The sequence below is a fragment of the Bdellovibrio bacteriovorus genome (assembly GCF_048286975.1).
GTDB lineage: Bacteria > Bdellovibrionota > Bdellovibrionia > Bdellovibrionales > Bdellovibrionaceae > Bdellovibrio > Bdellovibrio bacteriovorus_H.
Map to the genome: position 1 here is coordinate 1 of NZ_JBLVRT010000004.1, position 20,979 is coordinate 20,979.

The window sequence follows — 20,979 nt, forward strand, 5'->3', positions numbered from 1 at the left end:
GGGAACGGGGAGTTGGCTTTGAGGCAGGTCGTTTTTGGAGATTTTTGTTGAGGATATTTAAGTTTGAAAAAGGCTCCCCTGCGGGGCCTTTTTTTTGTTTGGGAGCCAACCTGGGTCATACCTTGGTTGGCTTTTTGTTTTTTGGGGTTTGGGTTGTTCCTTTGTCTGGTGTTGGGGGGCAGGTTCAGGAATTGGGGTGGCGGTCGTGGGTTGCCTTTTGGGCTTGATTCGGCGAGCCTTATTCTTGTGCGGAGGTGACTGATGAAATTCGCAGTAGGGATGCTGGCGTTTTCTTTGGTGGTGTTTGCTTCAAATGGATTTGCAGGGGCGCAGCCGGTCTGTGGAACCCAAACAACTTCTTTGGGTGATTCTTATGACTATTGTGTTCATACCGGGAATCGGGCGAAAACCCAGGATGTGGTTTATTACTTTCATGGATTGTGGGGGAATGCCCGGCAGTTCTTTGATCAGCGTCGCGACACTTCTTGGGTGTTGAAGCGCTGGGCTCAGTTGGGTTATGAGCCGTCTGTCGTAACTATTTCGTTTGGTGAAATCTGGCTGTTGGTTAATAATCAGAAATTCCCTTTGTTGCCGGTTTTCCAAAGCGAGATGATGCCTTTTCTTGAAGGTCAAGTCGGAGGCCTGGGCAGCGGACGCCGTCTGCTGATGGGGGAATCCATGGGGGGCTTTAATGCCTCACAAGCCTCGCTGCAGTTGCCAGCGACTTTTTCCAAAGTGGCCCTGTTGTGCCCGGCCCTGACCGTGATCGGGCCTTATTCTTCTGAAGCTGATATCGACAAATACATTGCCCGGACCAAGGCGCTGCGTTCGCGCGTGAATTTGATGCTGGGAATTTCCCGCGAGGTCTTTGTTGACGAGGCAGACTGGCAAAATCACAATCCCTTCAATCTGCTCGGTCGCTATTCGGGCCTGATCAAGCCGGTGTTTTTTGTTTCTACGGGCTTGCAGGACGAGTTTGGTTTCCAGGAAGGATCCGCCGAGTTTGTAAAGGCGGCTCAGGCTGTGGGAATGTCCGCAACCTGGAGTCCCCTGGCGGGGGGGCACTGCAAATACAACCGTGAGGCGCTGGCGCAGTTTTTCTTAAGCCGCGCCCGCTGAAATGAAGTGAAAAACTTTTGGACGTTTCTCAATCAGAAACGTTCCCTGGTGGATACTGACATTTAACGAGTTTAACCTTCGGGGCTGGGATATAATTTGGCTATGAAAACATTCCGTCCGCGCCGCAAGTTGATCGTCAATCGCGAAGTGCAGTTTGATGTGGTCATGCATGTCAGCCTTTTTGTGGCTGTGCTGTTTCTGGCCCAGCTTTTTGCGGCCTGGTTGTTCATTGGAAAGATTCAGGAGCTGGCCGGAACCGGCGCCTTTTCGATGATGTCGGTGCAGGAGTTTATTTCCCGCTATAAAACCGTGTTCCTGGTTTATCAGTTGATTCCGGTCTTGTTGGGTCTGGTCGTGGGCTTTTGGTATTTCAACCGCATGACCCGCAGAATTGTAGGTCCTCTTTTCAATATCAAACGCACGGTCAAGCGCATGGCGGATGAAAACCTTGATTCGGTTGAAATTCACCTGCGTGAAAATGACTACTTTCAGGATCTGGCTCAGGATATCAACGTGGTCCTGCAGAAAAAGCCGAAATGATCCGGCCCTTGCTTTGTTCCAGGGCCCCCAACACAAGCTTTTGAAAGAGCCATTCTTTAAAGCCTCGGGGGCGATCCAGATCCATTCTTTTCAGGCAGTCTTGATAAATCAGGGCATCGGTGTTCCAGCCCCTCTTCAGCAGTCCCAGAAGCTTACCAAGGGATTCTTCCTGAGCCTGGCGCAGTTCGCTTAAAGCCAGCGCCAGCAGTTCTTCATCCAAAGTAAAGTCACTGCCAAATGCGAAAGGCGGGAACAGACTGTCAAAGCCTGCTTCCCTGGCTTGCGTTAAAAGCTCACCCGGAGTGTTGTGGCGGGCCCATTCAGGAATCTGATAGTCCGAACGCAGCTTGCCTTCTTTCTGGGCTTTGATTTTCAAAGTTTCCTGAAATTCAGAATCGGCGATGTTCAGCAGTTCTTTGATGACCTCCTCGTCGGTCTTGCCGCGCAAGTAAGCGATGCCGTATTCGGTGATCACAATGTCGCGCAGATGGCGGGGGATGGTCAGTTGTCCGTGTGACCACAGGATGTTGGAATGACGGCGTCCCTTGTGCATTCGGGTCGAACGCAACATCAGCACCGAGTGAGCTCCTTCCAGTTCGTGTGCCATGGCCACAAAATTATACTGCCCGCCGACGCCGCTGACCACGGTCCCGCTTTCCAGAGTGTCCGAGGCCGCCGACCCCAGCAAGGTGACATTCATACAGGTGTTGAAGAATCTGGCTTTGCGTCGCTGGCGTCGCAGGGCCAGTTCATTGCCATCGTAAAGATCGTTGACGACGGACACGCGGGTCATGTTCAGTCCGTCAAACTCTTCGCCCTCGAGATGGCGCAGCCACTTGTAAAGCTCGGTTGATCCTAGGAAGAACGCACCATGCAGATAGCGTTTTTGCTTCGAGACGGGTTCCTGCACCTGACGTTTCAGAATACCGGCCTTGCGCAGATTCATAAAGCCATCCATGACCATCTCACTGGTGCCGTACAGACCTTTTTGAAAGGGCTCGCGCTGCAGGTGAAGTTCATGGGCGTGACGGCGGTGCTGCCAGAATTTTTCCGACAGCACTTCATAGTCTGAATTCTGCTGATGACGAAGGCAGGCTGAATACACCAGAGCCTCGGACAGTGAACCAATACCTATTTGCAGTGTGCCGTCGTCCTGCAGCAGGTGGCTGGCTAAAAAGCCGATCAGATGATCTGTCCAGTCCACCGGTGTGCGAGGCAGTGCAAAAAGTTTGCGATGTTGTTTCGGGTCGTCGACGATCATGTCAAAATAGTCGGGACCAACCTCGGCATCCGTTCCCAGGAAAGGCAGCTCGGGATGAACCACTCCCAGCAGCAGGATTTTTTTGCCGGCTTTACGGTACTGATCCACCACATCCAGAGTCAGATCCGGATTGCAACTAAGGCTGTAGCGGGTCCCGTGTTCAGTCTGCCTGCGGGCCACCAGTTGCAGCACCACCTCGATATTGCTTTCCACCAGATACGAGGCCACGTGCGTGTAGTTCAGGCTGACGTAGTCCTGCTGGGCTGAATCCGTGTGCAGGGCTTGTCCGGCTTGAAAGTAAAATTCATGAATGTGGATATTGGCGGGCAGTTCACCATGACGGCGGTCTTTGAGGTAATCAAAGGCAGGGTAGTCCGGACCGAAGTGGCGTTCCAAAAAGGGGGACAAAAACCGGCGTTCCAAATCGCTTTGCGGTGAAGGAACATCCAGGGAAAGTGCGGTGTAGATTTCAAGCCGGCGTTCGGGAAGTTGTTTGACCCGGTTGTACAGCAGGTTGATCAACTGATTGGGTTTTCCCAATCCCAAAGGGGCGGCAATGCGAATCTCACGCCCCAAAGTATTCAGGAGCTCATCCACAGCCGTTTCAAATGAATGGAATTGACGGGGTTTCTGGTCCATACCTAATTGAAAACCCCGGGCAGCCAGGTGCAAAGCCTTAAATGCCGAATTTGTATTTTAAACGGCAAAAAAAGAGGCTGCCTTTCGGGCAGCCTGCTTTGTATCTTCAGCGATTACTGACAGTCGTTTTTGATCGCTTTATCAGCGTTCTGATAACGAGCATAAAGCTCTTCGTACTGGTCCATGTAAAGCTCAAGAGTGTCAGAGTTTCTTGTGCTTCTCATTTTTTCGCGGATCCAGTTCATTTCCTCAGCAAGTTTGGCTTTGTAGGAAACCAGTTGACCGCAGGAAAGAGCGGCTTGGGAAGAGGATGCAGCGCCAACGATGGCCAAAGCAATAAGAAGAGCTTTCATGGATAATCTCCTTGTAGGTTTGTAAATTCGGATTTCGGGGCGAACCTACTAACGCAGGACATGAAAGACAATCTTTGATGTCGCAGGAATAATTTTTACATAATCGGGGATTGCATTTATGATGGGTTCGTCTTCCCAGGAGTTTCCATGAACAAAAATCTGCGTGCTCACCCCATGAAAAATCCGATTATTTTGGCTCTGGATGTCGATACCCGCGACCAGGCGCTGAAAATTGCCGACGATGTTTCTGATATTGTCGGAGGCATCAAGCTGGGGCCGCGTTTGTGTTTGCGTTACGGAATGGAATTCGTCAAAGAAATGGCGCAACGAGCACCGATTTTTCTGGATAACAAGCACTTTGACATTCCCTCGACGATGGAGGCCGCTGTGCGCGCCAGCTTTGAGGCGGGGGCGTCTTTGGTGACGGTGCATGCCCTGAGTGGCAAAGAGGCTCTGACCCGCATGGCGGCGGTGGAAAAAGAGCTGAATCAACAGCGTCCGTTCCGCATTCTGGCGGTGACGATTCTGACGTCCTGGGATCAAAATTCGCTGCCGGTGAATATGAAATCTCAACCGATCGCTCAGCACGTGATGGAGCTGGCTTCTTTGGTGAAGGATTCGGGCTTGTCCGGTGTCGTGTGTTCCCCTCACGAATTGGACCTTTTACAAAACCGAAATCTTTACCTTGTCACTCCGGGAATTCGCTTTAGTATGCAGGATTCCGGCGATCAAAAACGTATCATGGGACCCAAAGAGGCACTGCGTGCAGGTGCCTCCGCGCTGGTCGTGGGTCGCCCTATTCTGGAAGCTTCCAACATCAAGGAAGCGGCCACTGATTTTGTGATGGCAATGTATGAAGAAAAATAACTCTCGTCCCTCTGGCAGAAACAACTCTCAACGTCCTCAGCAGGGTGGTCGCCCACAGCATGGTCGTCCTCAAGGCGCGGGTCGTCCGCAAGGGGGCCGTCCACAGGCTCACGCCCCTCGTGAAAATCAGATCCCGCGCGACTGGCGTGTGGTGATCGGCACGCATGCTATCAACGAAGTGTTGAAGGTGCGTCCGAAGCAGGTCAAAGGCTTCTGGATCCGTCAGGGTTTTGAAAACTCAGGCGATCTGCGCGACATGAACGATCTGGCGTTAAAACATCATATCAAAGTTGAATTGAAGGCAGAAACGGTGCTGGAAAAGTTCGGTCCATCCCAGCAAGGTGCCGCGATCTTTGTCGATGGCGCTCCGGAGTTTGATATGGCTGGTCTGGAAGGTCTGGATAAATCCATGGTTCTGATCCTGGATGGCATCGAAGACCCTCACAACCTGGGTGCGATCCTGAGAACCTCTTGGTTGGTGGGGGCGCATGGGGTTCTGATTCCGGAAGACCGCGCGGTGGGTTTGACGCCCACCGTACATAAAGTGGCTTGCGGTGGTGTGGAGCATGTTCCGGTTGAAGAGACCACAAACTTTGCTAACTATGCGGAAGAACTTAAAAAACAGGGCTATTGGATCTATGGCCTTAGTCCGCGCGGAAAGCGATCTATTTTCGAATTAGAGCTGCCAGACAAGGTGGTTTGGGCAATTGGTTCAGAAGACAAAGGAATGAGAGTGACAACGGAGCGCCTTTGTGATGAATTAGTGTTCATACCGCAAGCTAGTTCTTCGGCGAGTTATAATGCTTCAGTGGCGACGGCCATGGCACTAACTGAGACCCTTAGACAGCATGCGCCGCGCGGAAATCGAAAAAAATCGTAATCTGTCGAATAATTATCTTTGACGGACGTTCTTTTTCTCCGTACAACATTTCGGTTATCTCAGTAAGGCTGGTTTAGCTCAATTGGTAGAGCAGCTGATTTGTAATCAGCAGGTTGCGGGTTCGAGTCCCATAACCAGCTCCAAATTTTTCTGGGTAAGCATTCACAAGTGGGTAGGTGCCCGAGTGGCTAAAGGGGACGGACTGTAAATCCGTTGGCTTATGTCTACGAAGGTTCGAATCCTTCCCTGCCCACCATTTTTTTTGAATGTTTTCCCGGAAAAGTTTTGAAACAGAAGAGAAGAAGTTCTCTTCGGGCGTTCTGAAAGGGCGGGAATAGCTCAATTGGCTAGAGTATCTGCCTTCCAAGCAGAGGGTTGCGGGTTCGAGACCCGTTTCCCGCTCCAAATTTCAGAACTTGTGCCCATGTAGCTCAGTGGTAGAGCACACCCTTGGTAAGGGTGAGGTCGTCGGTTCGGCTCCGATCATGGGCTCCACTTATTTGGCTTTTAATTTTTAAGGTTAAGATAAAATAAAAAATCTCTGCAGGAGGAATAAATGTCTAAAGAGAAATTTACACGTAATAAACCGCACGTAAATATCGGCACTATCGGTCACGTCGATCATGGTAAAACAACTTTGACTGCTGCTATCACGACTACTCTTGCAGCATCTGGTAAAGCTCAAGCGATGGCTTACGATCAAATCGATAAGTCTCCAGAAGAAAAAGCTCGTGGTATCACGATCTCCACTACTCACGTTGAGTACGAAACTGACAACCGTCACTACGCTCACGTTGACTGCCCGGGTCACGCTGACTACGTAAAAAACATGATCACTGGTGCTGCTCAAATGGACGGAGCTATCTTGGTAGTTTCTTCTGCTGACGGTCCAATGCCACAAACTCGTGAGCACATCCTTCTTGCACGTCAAGTAGGTGTTCCTGCTCTAGTTGTATTCATGAACAAAGTTGACATGGTTGACGATAAAGAACTTCTTGAGCTAGTTGAGCTTGAAGTTCGTGAACTTCTGTCTAAATACGAATTCCCTGGCGATGATATCCCAGTTGTTAAAGGTTCTGCATTGAAAGCTCTTGAAGGCGACACTTCCGAAATCGGTCGTCCAGCTATCATGAAATTGATGGAAGCTTGTGATACTTACATCCCGGCTCCAGTTCGTGCAGTAGACAAAACTTTCTTGATGCCAGTAGAGGACGTATTCTCTATCTCTGGTCGTGGTACAGTTGTTACTGGCCGTGTAGAGCGTGGTATCGTTAAAGTTGGTGACGAGATCGAAATCGTTGGTATCCGTCCAACTCAAAAAACTACTGTAACTGGTATCGAGATGTTCCGTAAACTTCTTGACGAAGGTCAAGCAGGGGACAACTGCGGTGTTCTTCTTCGTGGTACTAAAAAAGAAGACGTTGAACGTGGCCAAGTACTTGTTAAACCGGGTACAGTTAAACCACACAAAAAATTCAAAGCTGAAGCGTACATCCTGACTAAAGAAGAAGGCGGACGTCACACTCCATTCTTCAACGGTTACCGTCCTCAGTTCTACTTCCGTACTACAGACGTTACTGGCGTTTGTACTTTGAAAGCTGGAACTGAAATGGTTATGCCTGGTGATAAGATCGAAGTTTCTGTTGAACTTATCGCTCCTATCGCTATGGAAAAAGAGCTTCGCTTCGCGATCCGTGAAGGCGGTCGTACAGTTGGAGCTGGTGTTGTTACTGAGATCCTTGAGTAATAACGCAGCGTAAGCTAAGTAATAATCACCCGGGGGACTCCTTGACAAAAGGGTCCCCCTCGGTGTTTCTTGGCATTCTCAAAAAAAGGTCTGAAAAGTCTATTTTTTGAGGTTTTTGGAAGAAGTTTTTACTGACGAGAAGCGATCCAGCGCAAGGCGCGAGGAGAAAGGCCTACTAAATGTAGGCCGCCGACGAAGCAACGCCGTCGATGGGTCGGTTGTCTTCAGTAAAAAAGTGCAGGGGTGTAGCTCCAGCGGTAGAGCGAACGACTCCAAATCGTTAGGTCGTGGGTTCGAATCCCTCCGCCCCTGCCAATATTGACTCCATAACTTTAGGGATGAGGAATAATGGAAAAGGCCAACTCTAAGATTTTGACAATCAGCTTTGCACTTGCAGCTATCTTGGTCGGTTTGACCGTCTCTCTTCTAATCAAGGCATTCGCTGGCGCATTCGGTGTGGTAGCTCGTGCTGCTGACTCTGATATGGTTCGCCACGGGATCCCTGTTTTGGCAGGTTTCGCGTTGTTTGCCGCTCTTCAGTTCAACCCACGCGTTCATACTTGGGGTGAAGAGGTTGTTTCTGAGATCCGTAAAGTTGTTTGGCCTTCTCGTAAGGACACAACGGCTATGACCATCGCTTGCGTGGTTATGGTTCTTATCTCCAGTGTTATCATCAGTTCCTTCGATCTGATCTCTGGCTTCTTAATCAACTTTCTTATGAAGTAAGGACGGAACCATGGAAAAAAAGTGGTACATCGTTAACGTTCAGACCAGCTGTGAAAATACGGCTAAAAAAGCCATCGAAGAAAAGATCAAATCTTCCAAAATGGAAGAGTTCTTTGGCGAAATCCTGATCCCTGCGGAAAGCGTAGTGGAGCTGGTAAAAGGTCAAAAACAGACCAAATCACGTAAATTTTTCCCGGGTTATATCTTCGTTCAGATGTTTTTGAATGATGAGACTTGGCATTTGGTACGTAATTCGTCTAAAGTCACGGGCTTCGTGGGCGGCACTAAAACCCGTCCTCCGGAAGTTCCGGAGGCTGAAGTTCTTCGTGTGACCCAGCAAATGGCTGGCGTTGCTGAAAAACCAAGACCGAAAGTGAAGTTCGCTGTGGGTGAGAACGTGACTGTTATTGACGGTCCATTCTCCAACTTCCAGGGAACAGTTGAAGAAATCAACGAGGACAAAGCGAAGCTTAAAGTTCTTGTGAGTATCTTCGGTCGTCCGACTCCAGTTGAGTTGGATTACATTCAAGTAGAAAAACCATAACCAGAAGCCGCATAGGGCGGCCGATGGATATTAATTAACACAACCTCTTGCAGGAGTGGGTCATGGCAAAAAAAGTTACAGGAATGATCAAGCTGCAGATACCGGCAGGGAAAGCTAATCCAGCTCCACCCGTTGGACCGGCGCTCGGACAGCATGGGGTAAACATCATGGAATTCTGTAAGCAGTTCAACGCTCGTACACAAGCGTTGGGTGATAGCATCATCCCTATCATCATCACTGTTTACCAAGACAGATCGTTTACTTTCATCACAAAAACACCACCGGTGTCTTCTTTGATCAAAAAGGCGTTGAAACTGGAATCCGGTTCCAAGCAGCCTCAGAAGGACAAAGTTGGCAAAATCAATAACGATCAAATCAAGCAAATCGCTACAACGAAATTGCCTGACTTGAACTGCTTGAAAGTTGAATCCGCAATGTCACAAGTTGCTGGTACGGCTAAAAGCATGGGCATCGACATCGCGTAAGGGTGGTATAAGATGGCAGGCAAAAAATTCGCAGCAGTCGCTAAAAAAGTTGATTCTGCAAAAAAGTACACTGTTGAAGAAGCATTCAAACTGGTTGTTGAAACAGCTCCAGCTAAATTTGATGAATCTATCGACGTAGCATTGCGTTTGGGTATCGACCCTAAGCAATCTGACCAACAAGTGCGTGGAGCTATCGCTCTTCCTCACGGTTTGGGCAAAGAAGTTAAAGTTGTTGTCTTCGCAAAAGGCCCGAAAGAGGCTGAAGCGAAAGCAGCTGGCGCTGACTTCGTAGGCGCAGACGACCTGGTAGCAAAAATCCAGGGCGGCTGGTTGGATTTCGATAAATGTATCGCGACTCCGGACATGATGGCGACTGTTTCTAAAGTTGCTAAGATCCTAGGGCCTCGTGGTTTGATGCCGAATCCAAAAATCGGTACTGTAACTATGAACGTTGGTGAAGCTGTAACTGCCGAGAAAAAAGGTAAGTTGGACTTCCGCGTTGATAAAGCAGGTATCGTACACGCTGGTATCGGTAAGAAATCCATGGGCGATGCTAAACTTAAAGATAACTTCATGACTTTGTTGGGAGCTATCGTTAAGGCTAAACCAGCATCTTCCAAAGGTATCTACCTTCGTTCTATCGCTGTAGCGTCCACTATGGGCCCAGGCGTTAAGATCGAGCCAAACGCAGCAGCTGCTGCAACTGGCGCTAACCCGTAAATTTTAAGGCTCTGAGCGTGCTCAGGGCCTTGTTTTTTATCCGGTTATTTTGTATTAGTTCATAAATTTATTGCGATCAGAGACAGTAGGTTTCTTTCAGTGGATGTAATCCCTCGTTTGTGGGGGGCCTACCGAGATAAGGCAAAAAGGTTCATGCGACCTCCAAACCGACCTGATTCGCACAGGCCCCTTCGCAAGAAGGGCAAAAAGTCTAATGAAAGGAGGCTCACATATGATCACTCGCGCAGATAAAGAGCAGGAGATTAAGCTAATCACGGAGAAATTCGGAAAGGCTAAGGGAGCTTTCATCGTCGACTTCAAAGGCATCAAGGTTGAGCAAGTAACTAACTTGCGTAAAAAATTGAATGCTGCTGATTCTGAGATGAAAGTTGTTCGTAATACTCTTGCAAAAAGAGCGTTCAAAGATCACCCAGCTATTGAAACAGCATTTGCTAATTCAATGAAAGGTACTAACGCCATCGTATTCTCTTACGGTGAAGTGAACGCGACTGCAAAAGCATTGGCTGATTTCGCTAAGGACGTAGAAGTTCTGCAAATCAAGTCCGGTGTTATGGACGGCGCTGCTTTGGATGATGCTAAGATTAAATTCTTGGCGACACTTCCGGGCAAAGACCAGCTTCGCGCTATGTTGTTGGGTACATTGTTGGGTGCAGGTTCTGCACTTGCTAGATGTCTTAACGCTTACGCTGAGAAAATGGGCGGCGGCGCAGCCGCTGGTACTGAAGAAGCTCCACAAGCGTAATTGCTTGAATCCCGAAGGTTCGGGACTGATGGTGCTGAATATTTGAATTTTTAAATAATTTTTATATCCCTGGAGGATAAAATGTCTCTGACTAACGATCAAATCGTTGAAGCGTTGTCTGCGAAAACTGTTCTTGAAATCGCAGAACTAGTAAAAACTTTGGAAGAAAAATGGGGCGTTTCCGCTGCTGCTCCAGTTGCTGCTGCTGCTGCAGGTCCTGCTGCTGCTGTTGAAGAAAAAACTGCTTTCGACGTTATCCTTGTTGACGCTGGCGCCAACAAAATCAACGTTATTAAAGAAGTTCGTGGCTTGACTGGTTTGGGTCTTGCTGAAGCTAAAGCCCTTGTTGAAGCTGGTAACAAAGCTGTTAAAGAAGGCGCTACTAAAGAAGACGCAGAAAAAATCAAGAAAGCTCTTGAAGCTGCGGGCGCGAAAGTTACTGTTAAGTAATTTCTGCCACTTAGTTTATGCTAATGCCGAAAGCCTCGTGGAAACACGGGGCTTTTTGCATTTTGGCCCTCGCTTTACCCTTCGTTGGGATTGGGCTGGGGGCTTAGGGGTGCAAAAACCTTCGGACAGTCCTCGCGCACTGTCTGTTTTTCGGGTTGAGCTGTTTTTTGTTTTTAGTTTTCTGAGTGCTTGGGTGGTTTTTCGGGCGCTGTGGAACTTGGTTTTTGCACCCCTAAGCCCCCAGCCCAATCCTAACGGGGCTTGCGGTGGCCAAAATGCGAAAAAGCCCCTTTGTTGGGTGCTTTGGACTTAGATTTTTGGTTTTTGAAATTATTAAGGCCCCTTGTGGGGCCTTTTTTTTTTGTTTGTGGGTGGTTGTTTTTACCAGGCGAAGCCTAGTTTTATGCCGAAGGCTTCTTGGCTTTCGCGGTCGGATCTGTCCCATTTGATGTCTATGTGGCTGTATTCGATGGCGGCTCGGAGGCCTTTTTGATGGGTGCTTAGGCCCACGGAATAGTAACTGTGATTTCCTTCGTCGTCATAGGGGCCGAAGGTTCCGTTGGTGCTGGTGATGCTTGTTTTAACTTTGTGGAATTCGTAGATGTAGGAAAAGTAGGGGACCAGGTACTCGTATTTGTACCCTAAGCTGACGCCGGCTTGGGAGGTGGTGATGTCTGACTTGGCTTTGGCGTCGGTGGTGTTGTTCCCCAGATAAAATGCGTCGGTTGTGGTTTCACTTTTTGTTCCGTAGGCGCCCATCAGGGAGCCGACCCACACTCGGTTTTGAGTTCCGTGGTTCAGGAACTGGAATCTTGCGCCCCACAGGAAGTTTTCCAGGTAGACTTCTATCCCTTTGAAAACACTCACGCTTGCGTCGAAACCGACGTTGTTTGCGCCGGTCACGAAGTCGCTGGCGTCAATGTCGCTGTTGATCAGAACCTTGTCGCGCAGGGGGGGGGTTGAGTTGATGTCGTTGACCAGGGTCACTCGGGTTTCAGAGGCCATGACCACGGCGGCATGTCCTTGCCACTGTTCGTTGGATACCACCGGCATGTTGAAATGGGAGGCGCGCATGCTGATGGAGTGTGAACATGCTGACAAACTAAGCAAACTTAAGGCGAACAATACTCTAAACATGGGGATCCTTCCTTCGACTTTTTAAGCCTATGATGCGTCCTTGTTATGGGCTACTGATTAGCTGCAAAACTCGACTTTACACGACGCAATAACCGACCATTTTTGGAGTGCCTGAAGTTTTTGGAAAGGCATCAAAAACCTCTAGAATCACTTGCTTTATTGAAAACTTAGGGTAGTTTGAGATACTTGCGTTTTTATTTAATGTGGGCCTTGGAACATTCCCCCCGAAGCGAATGTCCGATTTTCTTATCACGGAGAGTACATTGGAAAAAACTCCAGTTACGGCTTCTAACATTCGAGTTAGAAAGTCATTCGCGAAAAATAAGCAAGTCATTGATATTCCAAATCTGATTGAACTGCAGAAGTCTTCTTACGAAGCTTTCATTCAAAAAGATATGGATCCAGATCGTCGCGGCGATGCTGGTCTTAATGGCGTTTTCAAATCTGTTTTCCCAATCACAGATTTCAACAATACAGCAAGCCTTGAGTTTGTATCTTACACTCTAGAGCCAGCTAAGTACGACGTGGACGAGTGCCGTCAGCGTGGTATGACTTTCGCTGCTCCTATCAAGGTGACTCTTCGTCTGATCGTTTTCGATGTTGATGAAGAAACTGAAGCACGCAGCATCCGTGACGTGAAAGAGCAGGAAGTTTATCTGGGCGAAATCCCATTGATGACTGCCAACGGTTCTTTCATCATCAACGGTACTGAGCGCGTTGTTGTTTCCCAGTTGCACAGATCTCCAGGCGTGTTCTTCGATCACGATGGTGGTAAAAACAATGCTTCTGGTAAATTGATCTACTCTGCACGTGTGATCCCTTATCGTGGTTCATGGTTGGATGCTGAGTTTGACCAAAAAGATCTTATCCACGTACGTATCGACCGTCGTCGTAAGTTCCCAGTTACAATCCTTCTTAAAGCTCTTGGTTACAACTCTGAGCAGCTTCTGGAATACTTCTACGATCTTGATGAAGTTTACGTTAAGGGTGGCAAGCTCTTCCGTAAGTTGGACATCGAGCGTATGTCCGGTCAAAGAGCATTGACTGATATCGTTGATCCAAAATCCGGCGAAGCGCTGGTTAAAGCGGGTCGTCGTATCACTCGTGCGATCGTTAAAAAGATCAAAGATCTTGATATCACAGAGCTTGATGTTCTTCCGGAAGATCTGGAAGGCAAAGTTCTGGCGAAGCCTCTGATCGATGAATCTACTGGTGAGATCATCGCTGATGCGAATGCTGAGCTGAACGCTGCAATCATCAAGCGTTCCATCGAAGCTGGTATCGAGAGCTTCTTCATGATCTTCTTCGACGGTTTGACTGTGGGTCCTTACCTGCGCAACACCCTGTTGGTTGATAAAGTCTCCAACAAAGAAGAATCTTTGGTTGAGATCTACAAACGTCTTCGTCCTGGTGAGCCTCCGACTTTGGAAGCGGCTACGACATTCTTCGGCCGTTTGTTCTTCGATCCAGAGACTTATGACCTTTCTGAAGTTGGTCGTATCAAGATCAATCACAGATTCGGTATCTCCATGGACGAGTGCCCACCGTCTCACAGAACACTGACTCACAAGGATATCCTGAGCACCATCAAAACTTTGATCGATCTGAAAAATGGTCGTGGTGTTATCGACGATATCGATCACTTGGGTAACCGTCGTGTTCGTTCCGTAGGTGAGTTGCTTGAAAACCAATACCGTATCGGTTTGGTTCGTATGGAGCGCGCTATCCGTGAACGTATGTCCCTTCAGGACGTTGAAACAATGATGCCTCACGATCTTGTGAACGCGAAACCTGTGAACGCCGTAGTTAAAGAATTCTTCGGTTCTTCCCAGTTGTCTCAGTTCATGGATCAGACGAACCCACTTTCCGAGATCACGCACAAACGTCGTTTGTCTGCTCTTGGACCTGGTGGTTTGACTCGTGACCGCGCTGGTTTCGAAGTACGTGACGTACATCCTACGCACTACGGACGTATCTGTCCTATCGAAACTCCAGAGGGTCCAAACATCGGTTTGATCGCTTCCCTGGCTACTTATGCTCGTATCAACAACTATGGTTTCATTGAGACTCCATACCGTAAAGTTGAAGCGGGTCAGGTTTCCAAAGACATCAACTATCTTTCTGCATTGGAAGAAGCTGGTCACCACATCGCTCCGGCGGCTCGTGACGAAGCTGGAAACAAAGCTATCCAGACTGCGACTACCATCACTCGTCGTGACGGTGAGTATGAGATCGTAGACAAGGATAAAGTTGCTTTGATGGACGTTTCTCCATCTCAGTTGGTTTCCATCGCTGCTTCCCTGATTCCATTCCTTGAGCACGATGACGCCAACCGTGCCTTGATGGGATCGAACATGCAACGTCAAGCGGTTCCACTGCTTCGTTCTCGCGCGCCACTTGTTGGTACGGGCGTAGAGCGTTTGGTTGCTCGTGACTCCGGTACTTCCATCGTTGCTCAAAACGATGGTATCGTTGAGGAAGTTGATGCTTCCCGTATCGTTATCCGTCGTTTCGCCAAAGGCGGCGAGCTGGGTGCGAACGTGGACATCTACAACCTGACGAAGTATCAGCGTACGAATCAAAATACGTGCTTCAACCAAAAACCAATCGTTACTGTTGGTGACAAGATTTCCAAAGGCGACATCATCGCTGACGGTCCTTCCACTGAACTTGGTGAATTGGCATTGGGTCAGAACATCCTTGTGGCGTTCACCCCATGGCAAGGTTACAACTTCGAGGACTCCATCCTTATTTCTGAGCGTTTGTTGAAAGACGACGTTTACACTTCCATCCACATCGAAGAATTCGAGTGCGTGGCTCGTGACACAAAACTTGGTAAGGAAGAGATCACTCGCGATATCGCCAACGTAGGTGAGGAAGCTCTTAAAGACCTGGACAGCTCTGGTATCATCCGCATCGGTGCGGAAGTTCGCCCTGGCTTCATCCTTGTTGGTAAAGTGACTCCAAAAGGTGAAACTCAGCTTTCTCCTGAGGAAAAACTTTTGAGAGCGATCTTCGGTGAAAAAGCCGGCGACGTTCGTGATACATCTTTGCGCGCTCCATCCGGCGTGTACGGAACTGTTATCGATGCTCAGGTTTACTCTCGTGAAGGCGCAGACCGCGATGAGCGTTTGTCCCTGATCATCGAGGAGAAAAAACGCAAGCTTGAAAAAGACTTGGCGGTTGAGCAGAACGTTATCAAAAATAACGCTATCTCCAAACTTCGTGACATCCTGGTGGGTAAAATCACAACAGGCGTTCTTCTGAATGAAGACGGTTCTCAGAAGTTGTTGAACAAAGGTCAGGAAATCACTGAGGCGGATCTGGAGACAGTTCCATTCGAATTGTTGAACTACATCCCTCTTGAACAAGACCTTGAGTTCCAGGTGAACAAAATCATCGACAATGCTCGTAACCAGTTGGATGCAGTTAAACTTGTATTCAATGAAAAGATCGATCGTCTTCGTAAAGGTGACGAATTGCCTCCGGGCGTGATCAAAATGGTTAAAGTTTACGTTGCTATCAAACGTAAAATGCAAGTCGGTGACAAATTCGCCGGTCGTCACGGAAATAAGGGTGTTGTCTCCAAAGTATTGCCTGCGGAAGACATGCCTTACCTTGCTGACGGTACTCCAGTAGACATGGTTCTGAACCCACTAGGGGTTCCTTCTCGTATGAATATCGGTCAGATCCTTGAGGTTCACTTGGGTTGGGCAGCGCACAACCTTGGTAAACAACTGGGTGCTCATCTTGAGAAGTGGAATGCAGAGAACGCTCGCACAGAGATGAAAGACATCTTCAGCGACTCTGATATCTCCGCGAAACTTGATAAAGCAGACGATGCTTCATTGAAGTCCATGGTTCAGCGCATGAAGCACGGTATCCACGTGGGTACGCCGGTGTTTGATGGTGCCCGTGAATCTGACGTGAAAGGTTTGCTTGCGAAAGCGCAAGTGCCTTCTTCCGGTAAGTCCGTTCTATTCGACGGTCGTACAGGGGAGCCGTTCACGAATCCGGTAACTGTCGGTATCATGTACATGCTGAAACTTCACCACTTGGTGGAAGAGAAGATCCACGCTCGTTCTATCGGACCTTACTCACTCGTTTCTCAACAGCCTCTGGGCGGTAAAGCTCAGTTCGGTGGTCAGCGTCTCGGGGAGATGGAGGTTTGGGCGATCGAAGCATACGGTGCTGCATACTCTCTGCAAGAGTTCCTGACTGTTAAGTCAGATGACGTTGCAGGTAGAACTCGTATGTACGAGAGCATCGTGAAGGGTGAAAACATCCTTGAGCCAGGCTTGCCTGAATCCTTCAACGTATTGGTGAAAGAGCTTCAATCTCTGGCACTGAACGTGGAGCTGATGGAGTCTGACATTCTACGTGACCAGGATGAAGATTTTGGTGACGAAGAAGTGATCGAGGTAGAACCAGTTGCGCCGGTTGCGTCTAAAGACGAACCAGAGCAGCACTAAGTTTAATAATTTAACAACAGGGGTGTTCTTTGAGAGACTTGTTGAATTTTTTCGATAAACCAAAAGATCCACTTTCGTTTGACGCCGTACGAGTTTCGTTGGCGTCACCTGAAATGATTCGTGAATGGTCATTTGGTGAAGTTAAGAAGCCAGAAACTATCAACTATCGTACTTTCAAGCCTGAGCGTGACGGCTTGTTCTGTGCGAAGATCTTCGGTCCGATCAAGGACTACGAGTGCTTGTGCGGTAAGTACAAACGTATGAAGTACCGTGGCGTCGTCTGTGAAAAGTGCGGCGTTGAAGTGACTCAGACCAAGGTTCGCCGTGAGCGCCTTGGTCACATCGAATTGGCGACTCCAGTAGCCCATATCTGGTTCCTGCGTTCTTTGCCTTCTCGTATTGGTAACCTTTTGAATCTTTCTTTGAAAGACGTTGAAAAGGTTCTTTACTGTGAAGCACACGTGGTTATCGATCCAATGGAAACTACATTGGAAGAAGGCCAGGTGCTGACTGAAGAAGCATTGCAAGCGGCTCTGAATGAGTTCGGCCCATCCTTCAAATACGGAATGGGTGGTGAGGCAGTTCGTGATCTTTTGAAAAAAATCGATCCTGAATACCTTTCCCGCAAACTTCGCTTGGAAGTTAAAGACACCAAGTCTGAAGCTGGTATCAAAAAATTGACTAAACGCCTGCGCGTTGTTGAGGCCTTCAAAGGTTCCATCAACAAGCCAGAGTGGATGATGTTGGAAGCACTTCCGGTTCTTCCTCCTGATCTTCGTCCATTGGTACCTCTTGATGGTGGCCGTTTCGCGACGTCTGACCTGAATGACCTGTACCGCCGTGTTATCAATCGTAACAACCGTTTGAAACGTCTTCAGGAGCTGAACGCTCCAGACATCATCATCCGAAACGAAAAGCGTATGCTTCAAGAAGCAGTGGACGCTTTGTTGGATAACGGTCGTCGCGGTAAGACCTTCACTGGTCCGAACAAACGTCCTCTTCGCTCCCTTTCTGATATGTTGAAAGGTAAGCAGGGTCGTTTCCGTCAAAACCTTTTGGGTAAACGTGTAGACTACTCTGGTCGTTCCGTTATCACCGTTGGACCTACTCTGAGACTTCATCAGTGCGGTCTTCCGAAGAAAATGGCTCTCGAGTTGTTCAAACCATTCGTTTACAACAAACTTGAAGAAAAAGGTCTTGCGACCACTATCAAACAAGCCAAACGCTTGGTTGATCAGGAAACAGTTGAAGTTTGGGATATCCTTGCTGACGTGGTGAAAGAGCACCCGGTTCTTCTGAACCGTGCACCAACCCTGCACAGACTTGGTATCCAGGCGTTCGAGCCTGTTCTTCACGAAGGTAAAGCTATCCAGCTGCACCCGTTGGTATGTACGGCGTTCAATGCCGACTTCGACGGTGACCAGATGGCAGTTCACGTTCCACTTTCTGTGGAATCCCAGGTTGAAGCACGCGTTCTGATGATGTCCACGAACAACATCCTTTCTCCTGCCAACGGTAAACCTATCATCAATCCTTCCCAGGATATCGTGTTGGGTATGTACTGGTTGACTCGTATGCGTCCGGGCGCCAAAGGATCAGGCAAAGCCTTCTCCAGCGTTCAGGAAGCTCAATACGCGTTTGAAACAGGTCTGGTAGACCTTCAGGCAGTATGTAAGGTTCGTATCAACGGAACTCTGCAAGAGACCACAGTGGGTCGTGCAATCCTTTCTGATATCGTTCCTAAAGAAGTTCCGTTCAACGAAGTGAACGTGACAATGGGTAAAAAACAGATCGCGGCCCTGATCGACAAGACTTTCCGTCTTGCCGGTGCAAAAGCGACCTGCATCCTTGCTGACAAGATCATGGAATACGGCTTCAAGTATTCAACTGCAGCAGGTATGTCCATCGGTATCGATGACATGGTGATCCCGGCGGCGAAAGCTCCGATGATCGCTGACGCAGAAAAACAAGTTACTGAGATTCAGCAGCAGTATGACGAAGGTTTGATCACAGATGGTGAGCGCTACAATAAAGTGGTCGACATCTGGGCGCAGACTGCAGACAAAATTGCTAAAGAAGGTATGAACGCGATCGAAAAGCAAACATTCAACGTGAATGGTAAAGAGGTTGTGGGTCCTTCCTTCAATCCAATTTACATCATGGCTGACTCCGGAGCCCGTGGTTCCGCTGCTCAGATCCGTCAGTTGGGTGGTATGCGTGGTCTGATGGCGAAACCTTCCGGTGAGATCATCGAGACTCCGATCACTGCAAATTTCCGTGAAGGTTTGACAGTTATCCAGTACTTCATCTCCACGCACGGTGCGCGTAAAGGTTTGGCCGATACCGCATTGAAAACAGCGAACTCCGGTTACCTGACTCGTCGTTTGGTTGACGTTGCTCAGGACGTTGTTGTGTCCGAGATCGATTGCGGTGTTGAAGATGGTTTGGAAATCACTCCGATTTACGAAGCGGGTGAGATCGTACAAAACATCGGTGACCGTATCCTGGGCCGTACAGCTTTGAAAGACGTTGTTGATGCAGCGACAAACGAAGTTGTGGTTCGTGCTAATCAGGAAATCACTGAAAATGACGTTAAGATCATCGAAGGCCGTGGTATCGACAAAGTCGACATCCGTTCTGCTCTTATCTGTCAGTCTAAACGCGGTGTTTGCGTGAAGTGCTACGGACGTGATTTGTCCCGTGGTGCGACTGTGAACCTGGGTGAAACAGTGGGTATTATCGCCGCTCAATCCATCGGTGAGCCGGGTACCCAGTTGACGATGAGAACGTTCCACTTGGGTGGTGCGGCTTCTCGTGCGGTTGAGCAATCTGTTCACACATCCCGTTATGACGGTACTATTAAACTACAAAACGTTCATGCAGTGGCGAACCGTAACGGCAAGTTGACTGTGATGAATCGTAACGGTTCTGCTCTTGTGATCGACGAAGCAGGTCGTGAGCGTGAAAACTTCAAGCTCGTATACGGCGCTGTTTTGAACTTCAAAGAAGGCGACAAAGTTGCCAAAGGTCAGACTGTTGCGGAATGGGATCCATATTCGAATCCAATCATCGCAGAGGTTTCTGCGAAGATCCAATATCAGGATATCGAAGAAGGTTCCACAATGCAGGAGCAAGTGGATGCGGTAACTGGTTTCGCGACCAAAGTTATCATGGAATCCAAGTCTTCCGATGTTAAACCAACTGTCTTCCTGGTGGATGGCGCTGGTAAAACATTGAATCTTCCTGGTCGTGACATCCCGGCTCGTTACCTGATCCCAGTTGGGGCTCAGTTGCTAGTTGCGGATCAGCAGGAAGTGCATGCGGGTGACGTAATCGCGAAGATGCACCGTGAAGCTTCGAAAACGAAGGATATCACCGGGGGTCTTCCGCGCGTTGCCGAATTGTTTGAGGCTCGTAAACCGAAAGAAGCAGCTATCATCTCTGAGATCGATGGTTATGTGACATTCGGTAAAGACGTTAAAGGTAAACAACGTGTGATCGTAACTCCTGAAGTGGGTGAGCAAAAAGAATACCTCATCCCTAAAGGTAAGCACGTTGCTGTAAGAGAAGGTGAGTACGTAAGAGCCGGTGAGGCTTTGATGGATGGTCCAACAAATCCTCATGACATTCTGGCGGTTCTGGGTGCTAAAGCCTTGTCTGCATACCTTGTAGATGAAATCCAAGAAGTTTACAGACTTCAAGGGGTTGGTATCAATGACAAGCATATCGAAGTCATTGTTCGTCAGATGCTACGTAAAGTAGAAATCCGTGATGCCGGCGACAGCCGCTTCCTGGCTGGTGAGCAAGTTGAAAGATACGCTTACATGGAAGAAAACGAACGTATTAACAAAGAAGGTGGCCAACCTGCTACTTGCAGCCCACTTCTTCTTGGTATTACTAAGGTTTCTTTGAGCACCGACAGCTGGATTTCAGCAGCGTCCTTCCAGGAAACTACAAAAGTTCTTACGGAAGCAGCGATCAATTCTCGTACAGACCATTTGCGTGGCCTGAAAGAGAATATCATCATGGGTCGTCTGATTCCTGCGGGAACTGGTTTGACATCTTACAAACGCTGGAAAGTGTCTGTGCATGAAGATGACGATATCGGCTTTGTTGCATTGCCGGGTATGACGTCTTCCGTACAGCCTCAAGGCTAAAGTAAGACCACCTGATCGCCGGCTTCACAGGCCGGCGTAGGGTAAAAAGCTCATGGATTGGGGACCTCACGCCGCTTTTCATGGATAAATGTAATTTTAACAACAAAGTCTTGACCTGG

The 20,979-nt window shown here is 48.6% G+C and carries 17 protein-coding genes and 5 tRNA genes; 19 read left to right on the forward strand and 3 right to left on the reverse strand.

The genetic code is table 11. From position 1 onward, the window contains the following. From ACNQKP_RS12815 to ACNQKP_RS12825, 3 genes are all read left to right on the forward strand, one after another. Positions 1 to 227 (forward strand): hypothetical protein (locus ACNQKP_RS12815; RefSeq protein WP_417865074.1); only part of this gene is annotated, 227 nt, incomplete at its 5' end. A 34-nt stretch (positions 228 to 261) separates the two neighbouring features. Continuing rightward, entirely contained in the window at positions 262 to 1,119 is an 858-nt protein-coding gene (locus ACNQKP_RS12820) for an alpha/beta hydrolase-fold protein (protein WP_417865075.1), read from the forward strand. A gap of 102 nt (positions 1,120 to 1,221) precedes the next feature. Next, complete coding sequence (locus tag ACNQKP_RS12825) at positions 1,222 to 1,659, forward strand: HAMP domain-containing protein (protein WP_015092026.1); 438 nt, start codon at positions 1,222 to 1,224, stop codon at positions 1,657 to 1,659. On the opposite strand, the gene ACNQKP_RS12830 is transcribed toward ACNQKP_RS12825, so the two are convergent. Beyond that, a complete protein-coding gene (locus ACNQKP_RS12830; RefSeq protein ID WP_417865076.1) occupies positions 1,628 to 3,559 on the reverse strand; it encodes an acetyl-CoA hydrolase/transferase C-terminal domain-containing protein in 1,932 nt (643 codons plus the stop codon). The genes ACNQKP_RS12825 and ACNQKP_RS12830 overlap by 32 nt on opposite strands. Before the next feature lie 113 nt (positions 3,560 to 3,672). After that, entirely contained in the window at positions 3,673 to 3,912 is a 240-nt protein-coding gene (locus ACNQKP_RS12835; RefSeq protein WP_015092024.1) for a hypothetical protein, read from the reverse strand. Between the two features lie 147 nt (positions 3,913 to 4,059). On the opposite strand from ACNQKP_RS12835, the gene pyrF reads away from it, so the two are divergent. The 14 genes from pyrF to rplL all read left to right on the forward strand — a co-directional run bounded on the left by pyrF (position 4,060) and on the right by rplL (position 11,094). After that, entirely contained in the window at positions 4,060 to 4,779 is a 720-nt protein-coding gene (gene pyrF, locus ACNQKP_RS12840) for an orotidine-5'-phosphate decarboxylase (RefSeq protein ID WP_417865077.1), read from the forward strand. Further along, on the forward strand, positions 4,766 to 5,659 hold the full coding sequence (locus ACNQKP_RS12845; RefSeq protein WP_417865078.1) for a TrmH family RNA methyltransferase: 894 nt from the start codon (positions 4,766 to 4,768) through the stop codon (positions 5,657 to 5,659). Before pyrF ends, ACNQKP_RS12845 begins: the two co-directional genes overlap by 14 nt. 67 nt (positions 5,660 to 5,726) lie before the next feature. Further along, positions 5,727 to 5,802 (forward strand) — tRNA-Thr (locus ACNQKP_RS12850). A gap of 27 nt (positions 5,803 to 5,829) precedes the next feature. Then, positions 5,830 to 5,915, forward strand: a tRNA-Tyr gene (locus ACNQKP_RS12855). Between the two features lie 72 nt (positions 5,916 to 5,987). Beyond that, a tRNA-Gly gene (locus tag ACNQKP_RS12860) sits at positions 5,988 to 6,064 on the forward strand. A 15-nt stretch (positions 6,065 to 6,079) separates the two neighbouring features. Further along, positions 6,080 to 6,154, forward strand: a tRNA-Thr gene (locus ACNQKP_RS12865). A gap of 61 nt (positions 6,155 to 6,215) precedes the next feature. After that, positions 6,216 to 7,406, forward strand: a complete 1,191-nt coding sequence (gene tuf, locus ACNQKP_RS12870) for an elongation factor Tu (protein WP_011165367.1) — start codon at positions 6,216 to 6,218, stop codon at positions 7,404 to 7,406. A 239-nt stretch (positions 7,407 to 7,645) separates the two neighbouring features. Next, a tRNA-Trp gene (locus ACNQKP_RS12875) sits at positions 7,646 to 7,721 on the forward strand. A 33-nt stretch (positions 7,722 to 7,754) separates the two neighbouring features. Further along, complete coding sequence (gene secE, locus ACNQKP_RS12880) at positions 7,755 to 8,132, forward strand: preprotein translocase subunit SecE (protein ID WP_417865079.1); 378 nt, start codon at positions 7,755 to 7,757, stop codon at positions 8,130 to 8,132. A gap of 10 nt (positions 8,133 to 8,142) precedes the next feature. Then, entirely contained in the window at positions 8,143 to 8,676 is a 534-nt protein-coding gene (gene nusG / locus ACNQKP_RS12885; protein ID WP_011165365.1) for a transcription termination/antitermination protein NusG, read from the forward strand. A 62-nt stretch (positions 8,677 to 8,738) separates the two neighbouring features. After that, positions 8,739 to 9,161, forward strand: coding sequence for a 50S ribosomal protein L11 (gene rplK, locus ACNQKP_RS12890; RefSeq protein WP_038448239.1), 423 nt, complete (start codon positions 8,739 to 8,741; stop codon positions 9,159 to 9,161). A 12-nt stretch (positions 9,162 to 9,173) separates the two neighbouring features. Further along, on the forward strand, positions 9,174 to 9,881 hold the full coding sequence (gene rplA / locus ACNQKP_RS12895; RefSeq protein ID WP_015092016.1) for a 50S ribosomal protein L1: 708 nt from the start codon (positions 9,174 to 9,176) through the stop codon (positions 9,879 to 9,881). Between the two features lie 232 nt (positions 9,882 to 10,113). Beyond that, a complete protein-coding gene (rplJ, locus tag ACNQKP_RS12900) occupies positions 10,114 to 10,644 on the forward strand; it encodes a 50S ribosomal protein L10 (protein ID WP_226988014.1) in 531 nt (176 codons plus the stop codon). 81 nt (positions 10,645 to 10,725) lie between these two features. Continuing rightward, positions 10,726 to 11,094, forward strand: a complete 369-nt coding sequence (gene rplL, locus ACNQKP_RS12905) for a 50S ribosomal protein L7/L12 (protein WP_011165361.1) — start codon at positions 10,726 to 10,728, stop codon at positions 11,092 to 11,094. A 381-nt stretch (positions 11,095 to 11,475) separates the two neighbouring features. On the opposite strand, the gene ACNQKP_RS12910 is transcribed toward rplL, so the two are convergent. Next, entirely contained in the window at positions 11,476 to 12,231 is a 756-nt protein-coding gene (locus ACNQKP_RS12910; protein WP_417865080.1) for a hypothetical protein, read from the reverse strand. A gap of 233 nt (positions 12,232 to 12,464) precedes the next feature. Between ACNQKP_RS12910 and rpoB the strand changes: the two genes are divergently transcribed. Continuing rightward, a complete protein-coding gene (rpoB, locus tag ACNQKP_RS12915; RefSeq protein WP_417865081.1) occupies positions 12,465 to 16,703 on the forward strand; it encodes a DNA-directed RNA polymerase subunit beta in 4,239 nt (1,412 codons plus the stop codon). A gap of 29 nt (positions 16,704 to 16,732) precedes the next feature. Beyond that, positions 16,733 to 20,860 (forward strand): DNA-directed RNA polymerase subunit beta', encoded by a 4,128-nt coding sequence (gene rpoC, locus ACNQKP_RS12920; RefSeq protein WP_417865082.1) that lies wholly within the window; start codon positions 16,733 to 16,735, stop codon positions 20,858 to 20,860. Positions 20,861 to 20,979 lie beyond the last annotated feature (119 nt).

What these genes read in the sequence shown, in the direction of transcription:
- pyrF (WP_417865077.1), top strand. Translation starts at nt 4,060, where the DNA reads ATGAACAAAAATCTGCGTGCTCACCCCATGAAAAATCCGATTATTTTG.
- tuf (WP_011165367.1), top strand. Translation starts at nt 6,216, where the DNA reads ATGTCTAAAGAGAAATTTACACGTAATAAACCGCACGTAAATATCGGC.
- ACNQKP_RS12835 (WP_015092024.1), bottom strand. Translation starts at nt 3,912, where the DNA reads ATGAAAGCTCTTCTTATTGCTTTGGCCATCGTTGGCGCTGCATCCTCT.
- rplJ (WP_226988014.1), top strand. Translation starts at nt 10,114, where the DNA reads ATGATCACTCGCGCAGATAAAGAGCAGGAGATTAAGCTAATCACGGAG.
- ACNQKP_RS12820 (WP_417865075.1), top strand. Translation starts at nt 262, where the DNA reads ATGAAATTCGCAGTAGGGATGCTGGCGTTTTCTTTGGTGGTGTTTGCT.
- ACNQKP_RS12825 (WP_015092026.1), top strand. Translation starts at nt 1,222, where the DNA reads ATGAAAACATTCCGTCCGCGCCGCAAGTTGATCGTCAATCGCGAAGTG.
- nusG (WP_011165365.1), top strand. Translation starts at nt 8,143, where the DNA reads ATGGAAAAAAAGTGGTACATCGTTAACGTTCAGACCAGCTGTGAAAAT.
- rplA (WP_015092016.1), top strand. Translation starts at nt 9,174, where the DNA reads ATGGCAGGCAAAAAATTCGCAGCAGTCGCTAAAAAAGTTGATTCTGCA.
- rpoB (WP_417865081.1), top strand. Translation starts at nt 12,465, where the DNA reads ATGTCCGATTTTCTTATCACGGAGAGTACATTGGAAAAAACTCCAGTT.
- rplL (WP_011165361.1), top strand. Translation starts at nt 10,726, where the DNA reads ATGTCTCTGACTAACGATCAAATCGTTGAAGCGTTGTCTGCGAAAACT.
- ACNQKP_RS12845 (WP_417865078.1), top strand. Translation starts at nt 4,766, where the DNA reads ATGAAGAAAAATAACTCTCGTCCCTCTGGCAGAAACAACTCTCAACGT.
- rplK (WP_038448239.1), top strand. Translation starts at nt 8,739, where the DNA reads ATGGCAAAAAAAGTTACAGGAATGATCAAGCTGCAGATACCGGCAGGG.
- ACNQKP_RS12830 (WP_417865076.1), bottom strand. Translation starts at nt 3,559, where the DNA reads ATGGACCAGAAACCCCGTCAATTCCATTCATTTGAAACGGCTGTGGAT.
- ACNQKP_RS12910 (WP_417865080.1), bottom strand. Translation starts at nt 12,231, where the DNA reads ATGTTTAGAGTATTGTTCGCCTTAAGTTTGCTTAGTTTGTCAGCATGT.
- secE (WP_417865079.1), top strand. Translation starts at nt 7,755, where the DNA reads ATGGAAAAGGCCAACTCTAAGATTTTGACAATCAGCTTTGCACTTGCA.